At 33.7% G+C, this 17,557-nt stretch carries 16 protein-coding genes and 1 pseudogene; 1 reads left to right on the forward strand and 16 read right to left on the reverse strand.

Annotated elements, in window-relative coordinates; all coding sequences use genetic code 11:
- Positions 1-277: 277 nt before the first annotated feature.
- The 6 genes and pseudogenes from BJL90_RS20670 to BJL90_RS22240 all read right to left on the reverse strand — a co-directional run.
- A pseudogene (locus tag BJL90_RS20670) lies at positions 278-616 on the reverse strand (phosphotransferase); the annotation flags it as partial.
- Positions 617-694: 78 nt separating this feature from the next.
- Positions 695-1,297, reverse strand: coding sequence for a LysE family translocator (locus tag BJL90_RS20675; protein ID WP_070972645.1), 603 nt, complete (start codon positions 1,295-1,297; stop codon positions 695-697).
- 12 nt (positions 1,298-1,309) lie between these two features.
- Entirely contained in the window at positions 1,310-1,750 is a 441-nt protein-coding gene (locus tag BJL90_RS20680) for an Lrp/AsnC family transcriptional regulator (protein ID WP_070972647.1), read from the reverse strand.
- A gap of 612 nt (positions 1,751-2,362) precedes the next feature.
- Positions 2,363-2,692 carry a YlbF/YmcA family competence regulator gene (locus BJL90_RS20685; RefSeq protein WP_070972649.1) on the reverse strand — a complete coding sequence of 110 codons (330 nt, stop codon included), beginning with the start codon at positions 2,690-2,692 and terminating at the stop codon, positions 2,363-2,365.
- A gap of 261 nt (positions 2,693-2,953) precedes the next feature.
- Complete coding sequence (locus tag BJL90_RS20690; protein ID WP_070972651.1) at positions 2,954-3,274, reverse strand: hypothetical protein; 321 nt, start codon at positions 3,272-3,274, stop codon at positions 2,954-2,956.
- A 271-nt stretch (positions 3,275-3,545) separates the two neighbouring features.
- Positions 3,546-3,719: a hypothetical protein gene (locus tag BJL90_RS22240; RefSeq protein ID WP_156778869.1), complete on the reverse strand. Its 174-nt coding sequence runs from the start codon at positions 3,717-3,719 to the stop codon at positions 3,546-3,548.
- Between the two features lie 157 nt (positions 3,720-3,876).
- Between BJL90_RS22240 and BJL90_RS20695 the strand changes: the two genes are divergently transcribed.
- The gene (locus BJL90_RS20695; RefSeq protein WP_070972653.1) at positions 3,877-4,566 is read left to right on the forward strand and encodes a YczE/YyaS/YitT family protein; all 690 of its coding nucleotides are present in this window, start codon (positions 3,877-3,879) and stop codon (positions 4,564-4,566) included.
- A gap of 439 nt (positions 4,567-5,005) precedes the next feature.
- Here the strand turns inward: BJL90_RS20695 and BJL90_RS20700 are convergent, their stop codons facing one another.
- From BJL90_RS20700 to BJL90_RS20750, 10 genes are all read right to left on the reverse strand, one after another.
- Positions 5,006-5,767, reverse strand: a complete 762-nt coding sequence (locus BJL90_RS20700; RefSeq protein ID WP_070972655.1) for an acyl-CoA dehydratase activase — start codon at positions 5,765-5,767, stop codon at positions 5,006-5,008.
- Positions 5,768-5,911: 144 nt separating this feature from the next.
- The gene (locus BJL90_RS20705; protein ID WP_070972657.1) at positions 5,912-7,069 is read right to left on the reverse strand and encodes a double-cubane-cluster-containing anaerobic reductase; all 1,158 of its coding nucleotides are present in this window, start codon (positions 7,067-7,069) and stop codon (positions 5,912-5,914) included.
- 161 nt (positions 7,070-7,230) lie between these two features.
- Positions 7,231-8,295 (reverse strand): ABC transporter permease subunit, encoded by a 1,065-nt coding sequence (locus tag BJL90_RS20710; protein ID WP_070972659.1) that lies wholly within the window; start codon positions 8,293-8,295, stop codon positions 7,231-7,233.
- A complete protein-coding gene (locus BJL90_RS20715; RefSeq protein ID WP_070972661.1) occupies positions 8,282-9,319 on the reverse strand; it encodes an ABC transporter permease subunit in 1,038 nt (345 codons plus the stop codon). The genes BJL90_RS20710 and BJL90_RS20715 overlap by 14 nt, the downstream gene beginning before the upstream one ends.
- The gene (locus BJL90_RS20720) at positions 9,306-10,883 is read right to left on the reverse strand and encodes a sugar ABC transporter ATP-binding protein (protein ID WP_070973471.1); all 1,578 of its coding nucleotides are present in this window, start codon (positions 10,881-10,883) and stop codon (positions 9,306-9,308) included. The genes BJL90_RS20715 and BJL90_RS20720 overlap by 14 nt, the downstream gene beginning before the upstream one ends.
- A gap of 81 nt (positions 10,884-10,964) precedes the next feature.
- Positions 10,965-12,113: a DUF3798 domain-containing protein gene (locus BJL90_RS20725; RefSeq protein WP_070972663.1), complete on the reverse strand. Its 1,149-nt coding sequence runs from the start codon at positions 12,111-12,113 to the stop codon at positions 10,965-10,967.
- Between the two features lie 261 nt (positions 12,114-12,374).
- Positions 12,375-13,523 (reverse strand): double-cubane-cluster-containing anaerobic reductase, encoded by a 1,149-nt coding sequence (locus tag BJL90_RS20730; RefSeq protein ID WP_070972665.1) that lies wholly within the window; start codon positions 13,521-13,523, stop codon positions 12,375-12,377.
- Between the two features lie 686 nt (positions 13,524-14,209).
- Positions 14,210-14,722 (reverse strand): DUF3189 family protein, encoded by a 513-nt coding sequence (locus BJL90_RS20740; RefSeq protein ID WP_070972669.1) that lies wholly within the window; start codon positions 14,720-14,722, stop codon positions 14,210-14,212.
- Between the two features lie 464 nt (positions 14,723-15,186).
- Positions 15,187-15,420: a hypothetical protein gene (locus tag BJL90_RS20745; protein WP_070972671.1), complete on the reverse strand. Its 234-nt coding sequence runs from the start codon at positions 15,418-15,420 to the stop codon at positions 15,187-15,189.
- 524 nt (positions 15,421-15,944) lie between these two features.
- Positions 15,945-17,054, reverse strand: a complete 1,110-nt coding sequence (locus BJL90_RS20750) for a cysteine desulfurase family protein (protein WP_070972673.1) — start codon at positions 17,052-17,054, stop codon at positions 15,945-15,947.
- Between the last annotated feature and the right edge of the window lie 503 nt (positions 17,055-17,557).

Here is a 17,557-nt window from a genome sequence, read left to right on the forward strand (position 1 = left end):
TTTATTTTTTTAGCGTCTCATAGATTTTTGCAAAGTGTTATAAAATTTATTTAAAAAAGCGACTGCTCTTAAATTTGAGCAAATCGCATTTTATTATTACTTTAATTCGACCCACGGTTTCTTTCTTCATCTCAATACCATGATCTATAATTTTGACTTTTACAATTTCATCTATAATAATACCTGTCTATTCTTTTCTTTCCTCATCAGGTAAATTGCCTTTTTGTAAAAGCTTAGCAAAACCTTGAATAGATGCAATAGGTGTTTTAAACCAATTTTAGTTTCCACTTACTTCTAGCGTTTGTCTTGCCATCTGTTCATATTCCTTCAGACCAGATATAATAGCAAATTCTGCAATTGCAACCGGATATGCAGCAACCAATTCAATAATATGCTCCTTCATCTTAGGCCAATAGTATCCCCCTGCTTCTTTATAGGCCTTAATAAGGGATTCAAGTCCTTCTTCACCAAAGACTTTATAATAAAACACAAAATCATTTGATACATCTGTTACCTTTGCTTCAGTCCAATCAATCAAACCCGTTACATTTGCATCTTTATCAATCAAAATGTGACCTGCATGCACATCGCCATGAATAAGACCTGTTTCTCTTGGTCACATTTATACACTCATAACTCCAAAACCAATATATACCCTTTATACCCATTGGAATCACAACCCTAAATTTACTTCCTATTTAAAAATCATTCTAATACTGAAATATAACAGTAGAATTCCAACAGTCAAATTTAAAATTTGTATTACATAAGATGAAAAAAATGTTTTAATAAAACTTCCTGCTAAAGCAATGAGTGTTAAAAAAAACATTGTAGACAATAATGCGCCAAATCCGAATGCATAAATGTCTCTTCGTGTCATGCTTTCTTCAGCAATCTTTGCTGAAAATACACCTGCCCAAAATATTATTGTTAAGGGATTTGAAACAGTAAGTATGATTGCACGGAAAAACACATTACTTGAATTTGAAATATTCTGCAGACTTAAACTGGGCAACAGATTAATACTAAACACACTTAAAATAATACTAATTCCAAAAATAAATAATACGCTGAAACCAAATATCTTTAAAACAATCTTAGTATTTCTTCTATCAATGATCGACGCAAGACCAATAATGGCAGCAAGAATGTAAAGTCCGTCAATGGTCGTAACGCCTAACACTCCTGTCGCTGCTACGCCAAACCCTCTTAATGAAGCTATTTGAAATATAAAAATACAAACAGGGCCAACTGCAAATTGTAATAACATCCCAAACTTGAAACCTTTAAAAATCATAATACATCCACCTTAAATATTTATTTCTTCTTTCAAAGAGGAAAGGGAAATCATTGTATTAGATTTAAATACGCCGGTTATTTTCTTTAACATGTTTGATATAAAATATTCTAAAGATTTCGTATCTTCTACAAGTACTTTTAGTAAGTAATCATATTCACCAGTTATATGATGACATTCTAATACATTATTATATTGAACAATAGCTTCCCTAAAATTTTCAACATTTTTGGTTTTATCAATATTAATAAAAATGAATGCTAAAATCTTGTAGTTCATTTCTTCTCTATTAACTTTTACAGTATATTTTTCAATTATTTCTGCTTCTTCCATTTTTCTTATTCTTTCGGCTACTGCAGGAATAGAAAGTTTTACCTTTTTGCTTATTTCCGATGTGGTAGATCTGCTATTTTCTTTTAAGATATCAATAATTTTAAAATCAATAGTATCCACAATACAACCTCCTCTCTACACTTTATTAGTTAATGCGATTATATAATTTAATTTTATATATGTAAATATTTTTTAAAAAAACGTAAATATATTAAGTTTTTTGTATAATTAACTTTACTTTTTAAATTTTGCAAAGTAAAATAATGATATGTATCATTATAAAAAATTTAATTACCTTCATCTCCTTCTAATCGAACAGTAGAAGAGCAACAAAAATGGGCTAAATGGTCATACCCACCAGAAACATTATCAGTTGCAACCTATATTAGTTAATAGCATATTACCAAGGGTAGGTTTTGAAACCTTAGATTATCGGTCTATAATAGACATTTCACATCGCAATAATTTCTATATTATCTCATATTAGTTAGCTAATGGTAATAGAATTTTAATATAAATAAAAAAGGAGGCAGATTAAATAATTACCTACCTCCTACTCGGTTGATTTTTGATATAAACGTATTTCAATTACTAGATTATAGTTCCTTCGAGTATTCCATTTTATCTTACTATCAAATACTTTACTGGGTTAAGACTCCCACTTCTATAAGTGGGCTTTGAATCAGGTGGAGTAGAGTCTCCCGATGTTCAGCTTTAGCTGAACGAGTTCACTTACAGATCTTCCTCAATTAAATCATTAATATATTTGTACACTTGTACCATTAGATCATTAAAAGAGTTGGCAGCTTTTAAATAGTACTGCACTTCAGGTATTTTAGCCAGATCCTGAAATTTTTGCTTGAGTTCCGCTGCTTTTGCTTCCATATTATTTCCAGACTTACCTGATCTCATGAATTCCATTTGCTCTCTGTTGTAATTTTCCATAATATAACTTAATTCCCTATTTCCATCAATAACGTTTTTAGCCTGCTTCATAGCTCTAAATTCATCAGCTTCCTTAATAGCTATTGAAAGTCTTTTTGCTTCATCTAACAAACTCAATACTACTCACCTCTTACTTATAAAATTTTTAATGAAAAAAGAAAGATATTATCACAACCTGTATATAAAAAACCATTTATTCAACCCATATATAATGTATGCCAGAAGTTCTCAAACTAATAGATTTCTAAAAGAAGGAGAAGAACTATTGATAAATGGAAGAGATATTCTAAAGATGAGAAATCTAATAGAATGTCAAAACTCTATCAGACTTCTCGGATTAAATCAATATGTGGCTATTTTATATACTCAATCCTTAGCCTAGAAGAAATGAGGTCTCCTAAATCTAAAAAAAGGAAAGAAGAAAAAAGGAGATCTAAAAAATGGGAATGGAATAAAAGGAAATCTCCTGAATCTAAAACCTGGAAATCCCCCATGAGGATTTCCCCAATCATACATTCCCCAATCATGCATTCCCCCATGAGGATTTCCCCAATCATACATTCCCCCATGAGGATTTCCCCAATCATACATTCCCCAATCAGGGCTTCCCCAATCAGGACTTCCCCCAAAATCTCCAAACTGTTGAGCATAGATCGGATTGTAACTATAACTATAATCGTACATACTATATTGATCCATTTTTCCACCTCTCTCTATATTTTTTTCAGTACTTGATAAAGTCGAACCATTGAATTTATCTACATACTCTTTAATAGAATTGTTCCAGGCTCGCTATATAATATTCTGCACATACTGATATAGTTACAGGTTTTATGTTTTTTTGTTTCTTCTATATATGAAGTTTGATGAGAAAGAAGGAGCTCCTATCCATACTATGGCGGAAATATTACAAATAATAAGTATAATGCAAAAAGTTTCAGAATAACTTCTATAGAATTCAGAGTTCATCTCATCCAACACCTTTACCTCTTAATATAAGTTTTTCTTTTGCTCTATCACCGAGCCATTTATCCTGTTTTACAGCAATTATTTTGTTGTGCAAAGAAATTAATAATTCTGCGCTTCTGTATAAACAGCTGTAACAAAGGACTTTATCTGTATCAATAATTTTGGCATTCCACATTGATTACTCCTTCAATACAAATTGCATGACAAACAACAACCTATTGACTTCGCTGTTAATACATCTATAATAAAGATAAAGCCTGTGTTCTATTTATCTTGCCTCTGATATTTGTTTGCTAAATGAATGTCATACAATTTAGAAAGGAGATTTTATTATGAAACAATTTTATGCCCGTCTGCTGCGCTTAATATGCGGACTTTTCCTATATGCACTTGGAATTGTTGTTACAATGAATGCCCATATGGGATATGCTCCATGGGATGTTTTCCATGTTGGATTTGCAAAAACAATAGGAATAAGTATCGGAACCGTTTCGATTATAACTGGAGTAATTATTGGAATAATAACAGTATTGCTTGGTGAAAAGCTTGGACTTGGTACCATTTTAAATATGGTGCTTATTGGAGTGTTTATAGATATGCTTCTTGGATTTCATATAATCCCTGTGGCAAGCAACTTCATGTTTGGAATCATCATGCTTATTGTAGGGTTGTTTATAATTGCTTTAGCTTCATACTTTTACATTGAATCAGCGTTTGGAGCAGGTCCAAGGGACAGTTTGATGTTTGCACTTACTCGAAAAACGGGATTACCCGTAGGTGTCTGCCGTGGAACAATTGAGCTTTTAGCAGTGTTTGTCGGATGGAGGCTCGGGGGTATGATTGGTATCGGAACAATTATATCTGCGTTTGTAATAGGATTTTGTGTTCAGACAACCTTTAAGTTGCTTAAGTTTGATGCAACAGAAATTAAACACGAAACATTAGATCAGACATATAAAACCCTTTTTAACAATAAAAAAGAGCAGTTTCATGAAGAAGAGGTGCTTAAAAAGGGTCTATAAAATAGTTTGTATAGGGAAAAATCAACTCTTTTTTGATAAAAATTAAAATGATAATCTAGAGAGGAGATTTTAAAACAAAGGGATGTTTCACTCATCATCATGAGAATAGTAATTTTTCTCCTCCTGCAATTACATGGAGGATGAAATCACTATTCTCATGATGGTGGAGTGGAATTTCTTGGCCTGGTATCATGTTCAATATAAAGTTTAACACTTTTTCTTAATAGGATCTAGGGGGACAGTTCTTTCCTGTTCTGCATTTCTCTTATTTCCCAGAACCAATTCCCGTTGATCTTTGTGTTTTTTGTGTTTCTCAACTTTTTTCAATATAGGAAAAACAAGAGAAGAAAATCACTTCCCTTGCTGATCTGGGATTTTGTAATTCTGTTTCTTTATCTTCCTATAGTAAATCTTAGAAATGCTAATCATGATCACATTTTTACTTATATCCAATCACTGCGGCTCCTATCGCCCCCATAAACTGTGCCATACTAGAAGTATAGATTTCTATCCCTAACTTTTCTCCTAGATATTCTTTTAATAAAGGGTTTTTTGAAACACCTCCAGAAAAGAAAACCTTATTTTCCACGCCTACTTTGCTGGCTAGTGAATAGGTTTTGTTGGCTACCGATTGCAACAACCCAGCCGCTATACTTTCCTTGGAGGCTCCCTCTGCCATCAAGCTTACTACCTCTGATTCAGCAAAAACTGTACACATACTATTTATATTTTTAGGCGTGGCACCTTCTGCCACCTCTGACAGCTCACTGATATCGATCTCCAAAGCATGGGCCATTACCTGCAAAAACCGTCCCGTTCCAGCAGCACATTTATCATTCATTAGGAAATCAATAACGTTCCCTTTTTCCTCCAGTTTAATTACTTTACTATCCTGTCCACCTATGTCAATAACTGTTCTTACTTCAGGATCTAAAAAATGTGCCCCTACGCCATGGCAAGTGATTTCCGTAACTTTTTTGTCTATAAAAGATAAGGCTACACGACCATATCCTGTTCCTGTGATGGTTTTTATCTGATCTCTTTCAATCTTCGCTTCCGCCAGCAGGCATTCTAATATTTTCTCGCCGGTTTCCCTAGGACTCCACCCAGTAGGTAGTATGACTTTAGCAATCACCTTCTCCCCATCAAACACTACTGCCTTACTAGCTACCGAACCAATATCAATCCCTATGCTATACATTTTCTCACTTCCTTATTAATATGATAAATAAATACTTTAGCTGTCTTTTAGACATAATGAATTTTCTCTTATTTACATCCTTACACTAAAACTCTACTACAAAAAAGAGCTTCTGTGAAGAAACTCTTTCAAGATAAAACTATATTACTTTACTGTTTCAAGAAAAGATTCTAAGAAAGCCTCTACTCTCACCTTTATTTGTCCTACATCCGAATTAGAGTAATCGGTTTCTATTTGTAAAAAGGGTAGATTCAATTCTTCTTTCACAAAGTTCTTTACGGTAAATGATTCGATATTGTAGGTATGACAGGCCTGCCATGTTAAATCCACTACTGCATCCACCTGATATTCCTTGGCTAGCCTTTTAATTAAATCTAGCCTCCTGGTGTTATTACTCATACAGGAACATGGCGTTGATAGATATTTTTCTGCTATAGCTAGAATTGGCTCTTTTTCTTCATCCACCATTATGTCTAATCCTTTATATCCAGTACAATTTTCTAAAGCTACCACACTAGCTCCCGCCTCTTCTAATATCTTCAATACTTTCTCAGACCCACTTCCAATAGGTACCCCAGTTAGTAATATTCTAGGAGTATTTTCATCAAAAGCAAATTTTCCTTCTGCCATTCTTTCTTCTATTTCAACAATTAAATCCTCAATCAACTGAATACCAGCTTCTTTATCTACATTAAAGCCTTTTAACCATTGAGCCAGCATCATATCCATCCCAGTAAGAGGTGCTGGTTTATGAGCACTTAATTGATGTAATTTCTTTAATGCTATTCTTTCTCGATTAGCAAGCTTAACGGCAGCTCTTAGTTTTTCTTCAGTAATCTCTACTCCAAACTTTTCTTCAAGAAAGTTTTTAAAGTGTACTACTTCTTGTTTCCAGTAGGATAAAGCCTCTGCTCCATCAGCTGTTTGAGGAAGGTTCATTACATGCATAGGTTTAATTTTACCCATTAGTTCATACATTTTTTTCTTCCCGTCACAGGTTGTCTCCGCTAATAACACATCCGAAAAATAGAAGTAGGGACATTTGTCAGTAATAGCAAAACCATAGCTAGACTTAATCAGTGGACATAGATTTCTCGGCAATTCCTTTTCTGCATCTTCTATTGGCTCTTGCTTGGTGCCACATAGGGTTACAGGAATAGCTCCAGCTGCTAGTACAATTTCCTGTGGCGAAAAAACACAATACATTCCTACTACTTTGCGTCCAGCTTCACTGGCTTCTTTAATTTTTACAGCATTGATTCCTCTAAGTTCTTCTACCTTTTCCATAAGTACTGGCCTCACAATAAATTCCTCCTCATATCTATAAATTTTATTATGTACAATTCTCTACTAATACCCATTCACCTTCGAGTGTAGCACAGGGTTTTGTAATTTACCAATTGGAGTTTCCTATAGATTTACTACTCACAATAAAAAAAATCAATCCTCTGTTTCAAAGATTACTATACCTTGGCATCAACCTTAATTATTGCTGTATTTGCCTTTTCATGTTTCAAGTTCAACATTAAAGCAAAGATAATCGTTCCATAGGCTATAAAACTTCTGAAATATTCACCTAAAGCAGGGTTTTTAAATAAGTTCTGTCCTGCAAGAGGAGAAATTATAAATAGAGTATGAAAAAGGATGACTCCAATAAAAGCATTTTTAATTGTTGCTTTTTTAAATGTGGCCCCACCAGCCAAGAGTGCTGCTGCTGAAAAAATATCTAGGTTCAAATGTCCTGAATAAACATTAATAACTCCCAAATCTTGAACAAACATGAGATGAGCTAAAGCGGCTAAAACAGTAGAAATTACAATTGAAATTCTTCTAGTTTTATCAACATCTATACCTAATTTTTCTGATATCGATAAATTCTCTCCCACTGCCCTCATATGATAGCCTATTTTGGAAACAGATATCAAATGCACGATAAGGGCAAGTATGAATACGATGATGATAGGTAAAAGGGAGCCTGTGGTGTCTCCTATGGTAATAGGCATGATTCCTGCAAAAAGTGTTTTAAAGTCCATGCAATCCAGCATACTCTTTACCCCTATTCCCCTTGTAAGTAGGATCTCTTCATTAAAAGGAGTAATGACAGTGCCATAACCCACCATAAATATAAGCTGATATACATTGGTGCCTAAAAAACCAATAACGATGCTGGCAATCATCTCTTTACCCTTTGCTTTATTTAACAAAAACCCAACAATATTGCCGAGTGCAACTGCCAATCCAATACTCATAACTGCAGCCAACAAGAGGGCTCTTCCTCCTGGCAATCCCATATCAATGACAATCACCATAGCCATCTGCGCTGCTATAGCGCCAATCGTAATAGCAAAGTTAATCCCCATGCCTGAAATAATAGGAATAATTAAAGCCAGCAGAAATATTGCATTTCGAAGAAATCTAGAATAAAGCTGTCCTAACACAAAACCTGTGCTTACATTTGCTGTTATAATACCAAATATAGAAAGGATTAAAAAGAAAAAAGGTACGTAATAGGGTCTATACTTGCTCACTTTTCTTTAGCACCCCCTCATATAAAAATGCATAAAGTATAATGCTGTTGGTTACAATCATCCTGATCACCTCTGACATTTCAGGGATAAGCAAAGCATTTGCAACAGGCACTGATAGTAAAAAGGTTGTTTGGTAAAGATATGCACCTACTAAGGCATGAAATATCGTTGCCTTTTTTCTAGTGGCCCCCCCAATCAAGATTGCCGATACAGCAGGAAAAGCCATCATAAATGGCCCATTATATAATTCTACAAAGCCATAGCTTTGGGCATACACACATATACCTATGGCAGCTAAAATCGTAGAAAAAATAATAGCATAAGTCCTATACCTATTGATATTTACACCAGATAGCTTTACAAAAGCCTCATTTTCAGCTATAGCTGACATCACTGTGCCTATTTTTGTCTTGAAAAATAGATGTACAATTAAACAAAGTATAGCGAAAAATAATAATAATCCTACAGGAATCACTAACTTTCCTATATTTATCTTTAGTGCATTGTCTAAAACCCCTCCAAAATACTGATTTAAGCTAATCTTAGGTCTTAGACCTTGCCCACCTACAGGATAAAGCATTTGTCTATTTTTAAAGGGGGCCAGTGTCCAAAAGGTATTCATAATGGGTATAAAGGAGAAACCTGCGAAAGTTCCTACAATTTCTTCATTTCCTTTGAGTTTATTTAAAATGATGGAATAAATCCCACCGAATATCAAAGCCACCACTGTTCCCATAAATATAGCCACTAGAAAACCAGACCAACCTTCAAGTCTTAATTCAACAGCTATACACATTCCTATCAATCCTGCACAGATTCCTATAGGCAGCCCAAAATTTCTTCCTACCCCAATATTAATCATGGGTACTAAAGATAAAACAAGAACCCCATTCATAGCCCACTTTATTAGGGAAGTATTAATCATTTCTATCATTGGAATATCTATAAAACTTAAGGATATTGTTAAAATGAATAAGTACACAATAATAATGATTTGAGGGACGCCTATATTAATTTTTTTCATAGCTTTCCACCCTTCTTCCCGATATGGCTAAGCTAAATACTTCATCATCTACATCCGGTTCAAGAATGTCAAAAACCTCTCCTCCATACATAATGACAATACGATCACATATTCTTTTTAACTCTCCAATCTCTCCAGACGAAATGACAATCGTCATACCCTTTTCTTCATTCATTTTTAACAACATTTCCAGCACAATTTCTTTTGAATAAATATCTATGCCTCTAGTAGGTTCCCCTACAAATAGAATCTCCGGATTTATGGTTAAGGCTCTGGCAATACAGACTTTTTGTTGATTACCGCCACTTAGCTCCTTGATAGGTTGATAGATATCTCTAACCTTAATATTTAAATCTTCAACTAATTTACTGCTATAGTTATCAATCACGCCATGGTTTAAAAAAGATAATCCCTTCATCTTAGGATATTTTAGAAATTCCTTGTGTTGTTCATAAGAACCAAAAACAACATTCTCCCATATTGAACTTCCAAGTAATAGCCCCATCTCTTTTCTTTCATCTGGAAGCATATATATACCTTTTTTAGAAATTAAGCCTACATCCCCAGGTATAACCTTTTCCCCATTGATAAACACATTTCCCTTCATATCATACAATCCCATTAATCCGTATCCAAATATCTCTTGACCATATCCCGCTAAACCCGTGATGCCAAGAACCTCTCCCTTTTTTATATCAAGAGAAATTTCCTTATATAATTTGTCCCCCTGGGTTACTTGTACATTTTGAAAGGAGATGATCTTGTCTCTATTTCCAACTGTTCTTTTTCTTTTGGTTTGTACTACCTGTATACCTATCATATCTAAAGCTATTTTATTGATTTCAAACTCTTCTTTACTATAATGAGAAATAACTTCCCCATCCCTTAATACCGTTACTCTATCACATATCTGCGTTACTTCCTCCAGTCTATGGGAAACAAAGATAATAGATATACCTGTGTCTGCAATGGCTCTTAAGCTTTTTAATAGTATCCTTGTATCCTCCTGATTCAGAGAAGCTGTTGGCTCATCCAACATTAATATTTTCAAGTTGGTATTATCTATTTCCCTTGCAATTTCAATAAACTGCTTCATATTAATGGAGACGTTGCTCACCTTTATACTAGGATCAATATTTACTCCTATTTTAGATAAAGCATTTTTAGCGTCTTCTTTATTTTTTTTTGTATCTACTATTCCAAATTCTCTTCCTAAAATTTTTCCCGCCAAAGGATAAATATTTTCCCTATTGATTTTAATATTACTACTAATATCGAGGCTCCCTAGTAATGCAAACTCTTGATGCACTAGACCAATACCATGCCTTAATGCGTCTAGTGTACTGCTTATAGTGATGTTTTCTTCTTCTATAAATATTCTACCTGAATATCCCCCAGTATCTTTTATATGACCGCTTCCAAATAAAATGTTCATCAATGTACTTTTTCCAGACCCATTTGCTCCTACAAGTCCATGAATCTCTCCCTTTTTTAACGAAAAGTTAACATCCTTTAGTGCATAGCTTTCTTCAAATTTTTTCGTCAGATTTTCTACCTTCAGCATATATTCCAAAACATCTATCCTCCCTTTGCCAAAAACATACCATATGCAGGACCTAGTAACTGCCCTGCATATAAAGAAACTTTAATAATATATTGAATCTAAAACCAACATAAAGTAGTTATCATACTCTCCCATAGGCTCAAAATCACCACGAACTCCCATTACTTCTTTAGAAAAATCATCTAAAAACGCTTTGTTTAATACGTCCTTATGATCTATTTCCTTCTCTATAATATACTTAGCAAGCTCTATTTCGAACTGTGGAATATATACACTTGATGGCATAGCCCATCCTGAAAGTCTTCCTGTCATTTCAGCTTCTTTTACCTTTTCAGTGATCATTGCATTAATTAAATCAAAGTTTCCTATATCCTCAGGAGCTATTTCTAATCCCATTACCGTAGGATAAGCTTGTGTTGGAGTAGGACAACATTGCTCCGCTACAATGAATTTTGATTTTAAGGCTTCATCTAATATAACATCGTACATAGGACAGTTAGATCCAAATATATTTATATCTGGTCCATATTTTGTTATCTGCCTTGGTATATCTTCTCTTAAAAATTGAAGCATGGGTGCTGTACCGTCTCCTGTTTGTGGGTCTGGTGTTATAATTTCAACGAATTCCATACCTAATTCTTCAGCAGTTCTTTTCATTGCATCTTTTCTATTGGCTACTAGATCCCTTGCTAAATGGGTTGGGAAGGAGTAATGAATAAAGGTTTTTGCACCCATTTCTTTGGCTTTTGTAGGAATGGTAACCCCTCTTCTCAGCCAGTCTGTAGAAAAGTTCATATCTATGTAGTTAGACATTAAATCTGGTTCATCCATCATGGTAGCTATGGTTAGGATATCAGGTCTTCTCTCTCTGATGGTTTGAAAAGCTGGCAACAGTCCTGCTTGCCCTGAATTCACTATAATAGCCTTCATTTCTGGGCCATCTGCCAAACTCAATATTTGACTTATTCCAGTTTCTAATTCAATATTAAAGTTTTCTGGCAGTGTTATGTGTCTAACAATATCAGGATATTTATCTGCCATAATAGCAGCTGCTCTAAACTCATCTTCACTCGTTGATAAGGTTGGAGTAACAATACCAATCTTATAGCCTGCAGATACTGCTACATCTGCAGCTTCTCCTCCTTCATTTGTTGTTGTGCTGCTTTGACAGGCTGCCAATGAAAAAATCATCATTATTACTATCATGAATGCCATAGTTTTCCTAAACATTTAAAATCTCCCCCATATCATCTTTCAAATTTTATTACTGTAATTTCTACTGAGATTATATTATTTTTCCGTTTTAATTGAGAAGCCTAATTATAAGCTATTGATAGAGAATAAATCCTATATTTTCCACCGTTAATATATTAACATGGCTTTCTATAGAAGTATAATTGATAATTGTGATAGGGTAATTGTGTATTATTTAAAATTTCTATTCATCAATCTCAGTTTTTCTATTCCATAGGATAGGCCTTATTTTTTATTTTAAAGCATTTCTATAAAAGCAGCTATCCGCGTCTTCAGTTGACCAATGTCTGATTGGGAGTAGTCAGTTTCTATATTTAAGTAGGGAATGTTCTTTTCTTGATTCGTAAATTTTTTTATTCTATAGCTCTCTACGCTATAAGTATGACAAGCTTGTAGAATTACCTCCACTACCCCATCTATTTTATACTCATCAATTAATCGAGATAACAAGTCAATTCGTTCATCATTTGGTGACATAACTGAACAAGGAATATTTAAATATTTATCTGTTAAAGCATCAATAGGGTCAATGGTTTCATCTACTAATCGATCATTAGGTTTTGCTCCGCTGCAATTTTCGTAGCAAACCACTACACCACCATTTTCTTCAATCAGCTTAATGACTTTTTCGGATGCACCCCCAATAGGACATCCTGTTATTAGTATTCTAGGAGTGTCCTTTGAAACTTTCTGCTGATTGCTTTCGATGTTTTTCTTCACTTCCTCAATAATATCTCTTATATATTGTTTCTGCGCCTCTTTATCTAATTTAAATCCACTTCCATACAATACTTGAAACATTTCTGTCCCAGTAATAGGTGGAGGACATAATTTTCCTAACTCATAAAATTCCTTTAGTATTTGTCTTTCTTCATTTTTGCTTTTGATTGCTTCCTTTAGTTTTTCTTCTGTTATTTCTACATCAAACTCTTTTTCCAAACGATCTTTTAATACTCGGATTTCCTCTTTCCATAGGTTGAAGGAATGCTCTCCTTTATTGGTTTGAGGTAATTGCATTACATGCATAGGCTTAATTTCTCCTAAGTATTCATACATCTTTTTCTTACCATCACAAGTAGTTTCTCCTACAAGCAGATCAGAAAAATAAAAATAAGGACATGTATCAGTTATAGCAAACCCGTAGCTGGACTTAATTAAAGGACAAAGATTTCTTGGAAGATGTTTTTCGGCTGCAGGTATAGATTCTTCGCTGGTGCCGCATAGTCCAATAGGCACAGCCCCTGCTGCCATAATAAGTTCACTTGGCGAATAAGCGCAATAGATTCCTACTACTTTTTTTCCATCTTCCTTTAGCTTCTTTACTTCTACAAAACCTTTCCGCCTTGCATCATCAAATGCTTCAAACATTTTAGGCAAATTATTCATTATATTTCATCCCCCCGCTTTTTAGTACTTCTTATATAGTCAGTATCTTCTTTTAATTGCTTATACGATTATATCAATAAAAATAGATGAATATCATTTTATTATTCAATAGAAAGCTGATTAACTATTTAAAAATATAATATAAAGCATGAAAGCAGAGGTGAAATAATATATTTCACTAATATAAAAATATATTGAATAAATTGGAGGTGATGCCGTGAATCAGAAGGTTTATATGTGGAAAAAGGAAGCCTTTTTAGGTTGTCCTATCCTCCACTCTAATTCTGATAAAGGCTATTATAAAAAAACAGCTGTAAATTTGATTTTTAAAATTACAGCTGTTCTCTATTTTTGCTTATTATTATCTATACTGCTCTTGCATAAGAATTTTTTTAACATCATAAATTCTGTCACACAGTCTGTTTAATAAACTTTTCTCGTGATTAACAACTACCAAACCTAAAGATCTTTCTCTACATATTTGTGTAAGTTCATTTCATATTTTTGCCTGAGTAATAGCATCAAACATCGTAGTCATCTCATCTGCAATGATATATCTCGTATTGGAATTAAGGGCCTTATTTTTCTTTTCTAATTTAGTAGTGAACAGATCTCCACGTGTGTTTTGATAGAAAGGTGCTTGGGAAAGGGGTTATAAATTTGTTTTTCTATGCATATAACTACCTCTAATGTTTTCCTAGGGTTTCATTTGAAAGTATAAGCACACTCTCATTTAAGTTTTTTGCAGCAGCTTTAGTGTGATTAACAACCTCTATCACATGTTTATGCGCCTGCTGGCTTCCTAATACTAGTAGAGGAACCCCAACAAAATCCATTCCTAGCCCCCTAGACAGAAACCCTCCTATCGTCATTGGTAAAGTAACAGTAGGAGACATATTTGAAAATATAATCTTTTCATGCATACCACATTCATTATGTAAAATTGTTATCAAATTTTTAAGACATGGTATAAGTACTCTTGATGTTCCTCTTCCTACACTAAATACCTTATTCCCTTCTTCATCAATTCCCCGAAAGATGATTCTTCCCATATCCTTGAACTTAAGTCTATTAAAATAATCGGTATCCAATATTTCTTCCCTCGTTGGAACTCTATTTAAAGGAAGTTTATTTAGATGAATAGCAGATGCAAGAGAAGATGAATGGGTTCCAGCATAACAGTTATATATATAAATCATTTTCTTTCACTCCAATGCTGTTATTAAATTCATTATGAAATACATAGACATTTATATACTTTCTCATCAGGCTTTAAAATCTTTTTAGATTTTTTGAACTACTTAGGTCTTTATAATCTATTGCTATCGTCCAAAACCTTATGAAATATCAGCTTAACTTTTGAAACTCCTCCAAATTTATTATTGCATGGATTATATATTTGATTCATCAAAATCATATTTGCTATTTAATTCCATCTTAAAGTTCTAGTCTCAAAAAGGCTAAGTGCATATTCATCAAATTCTTTTTTCTAAAAGATTAAGTAATCATTTGCCATTAACCCGTAGTTATCTTTATTCTCAGGTTTATTAATTAAGGCCACGAATAAGGCCATGGGAATGCCATGGGGAATGCCATGGGGACGTTTGCCATGGGGAATGCCATGGGGACGTTTGCCATGGGGACGTTTTGTTTGCCACGAGTATTATTTAATTTTATTTAGTATATCTCTTCCTATTTTTAGCACTCTCAATAATTGTCTGTTGCTTGCTCCAGTTGACTCTTTTATGCTTTTAAGCATGTTACCTCTAGCCTCTATATCTAAAATATATAGTATGGATATATCTACTAATAAAAATATTGTTTTTTCTAATTCTTCATCAGTATATCTCTTTTTAGGATTGTACTCTAGGCACCTATCCTCACTCCCTTCTGTCATATACTTTATAAAAACTTGTATATCCTTGAAACGCCCTAATACATAAGATTACAAAATACTATAGGATTACAACATTGGGGAATGAAGTCTTAGAAGAAGCCCGTAAAAAAGCTTATGAATTATTTAGAGAGATTAAAGATTGACCAAAGAGGGATGATTTTTTATGTTTTTATTTAAGAAGGTACAATATGTAGAATTGAGAAGAGATATTGCCATGCTTCCACAAGCCCCTTAAAAAGATTATTGCTATATCCATGTTATTTGGAACTTTGTTAAGAATAAAGAAAGTCAATTAATCATTGGTGGCTAGATGAAATAATATGTAAATGTATAATGTCCATATACTATATATCTACTCTAGCCTATGGACATTATTTTTCAATTAATAATTCTTACTAAAGTAACCTACCTAAAAACATTTTATTTCAGTATATCTATATATTGTTATGAATTTTCGAAATTAGTCACTATAAATAGAACATGATATGGAAATATCTCTGTCTTAATTTCCACTATTGCCATATTTATAAAATTTCATATAAGTTTTCGATTACTGTATCAATTTCTTCTTTTGTTGTATAGCTTCCGAGGCTAAATCTTACAGCACCCCGTCCAATTTCCTCTGAAACTCCCATTGCCTCTAATACTGGTGAAATTGTAGTTAAGCCCGAGTGACAAGCAGAACCCGTTGAGGCCGCTGTTTCATTTAAGTTCCTTAGAACTTCATGCCCATTGTATCCAATAAAGCTAACATTTAGAGTATTAGGTAATCTCTTTTCAGGATGCCCGTTTAAATGAATCTTTTTATCGAAATTTTCTTTAAGCTTCTTATAAAAATACTCTGTTAATTCTTTTATTCTGGATTCCTTCAAGTTCTCCATAGCAATTTCACAAGCTTTACCTAAGGCTACATCTAAAATAATATTTTCTGTTCCAGCACGCTTTCCACCTTCATGTCCAGCTCCATGGATCAATGGCTCAATATTTATTCCATCTCTAATATACAATGCTCCGATGCCTTTAGGAGCATATAACTTATGTCCTGCAACAGTTAAAAAATCTACTCCTAAGCTTTTAACATCTACAGGTACTTTACCTATTGACTGTGAAGCATCTGTGTGGAATAGAATATTATACTTTTTACAAACTTCTGCTATTTCTTCTATTGGTTGAATAGTACCAACTTCATTATTAGAATGCATTATAGTAATCAATATGGTTTTGTCAGTAACTGCTTTTTCAACATCCAAAGGGTTTACCATACCATATTTATCAACCGGCAAATAGGTGACTTCATAGCCTAGTTTTTCTAAAAACTTACATGGGTTTATAATAGCAGGATGTTCCACTTGGGTAGTTATAATATGATTGCCTTGATTTTTATAGGTAAAGGCTACCCCTTTAATAACAGTATTATTTGATTCACTTCCACCACTTGTAAAGATTATTTCTTCAGGCGAGCAATTTAATATCATTGCCACCTGCTTCCTTGCATATTCAACAGCTTTTTTAGCAGTAACACCTAATTCATGAGTGCTGGAAGGGTTCCCAAAACCTCCATAGAGATAGGGAAGCATAGCGTCTGCCACTTCTTTGTCTATTGGCGTTGTTGCATTATAGTCTAAATAAATCATATCATGCTCCTTTCTAACAATCTGCTTTTATCCTATCACACCTATATGAGTGTGGCAATCAAAACCGTCAGACTGCGTGAAAATTGTCACCCTGAGGGCAGCGGATAGGTCTTACAGGTAAAATAAACCTAGAGTTGTATATATCCAATCGAAAACCTGAATATTCTCTAGTTTATTACATCAATACAAAAAAATATTCTCCTGAAGACAAGTTATTTACAACAGTTTTTATAGGGGAGTTCTATTATATCGTCGAACTAAAAGATGGTAAGAAAATTAACCTTGAGGCATTTATATCACCAGGAACCGCACAACAATACCCACTAAATACCATTCTCTTTCTAACTCCTGAGGCACTAACCTTAGCGTTTTCCAGTCCATTTCCTCAAAATCCGAGAAATAATACGCTACTATAATAAGCAGTATCTTTATAAATATCAAACTAATTTTCTTCTGAGATTCCACTGCTTAATATTTTGTTATTTCCAATTTATTTTGCATTT

This window comes from Clostridium formicaceticum (genome assembly GCF_001854185.1).
Taxonomy (GTDB): Bacteria; Bacillota; Clostridia; order Peptostreptococcales; family Natronincolaceae; genus Andreesenella; species Andreesenella formicacetica.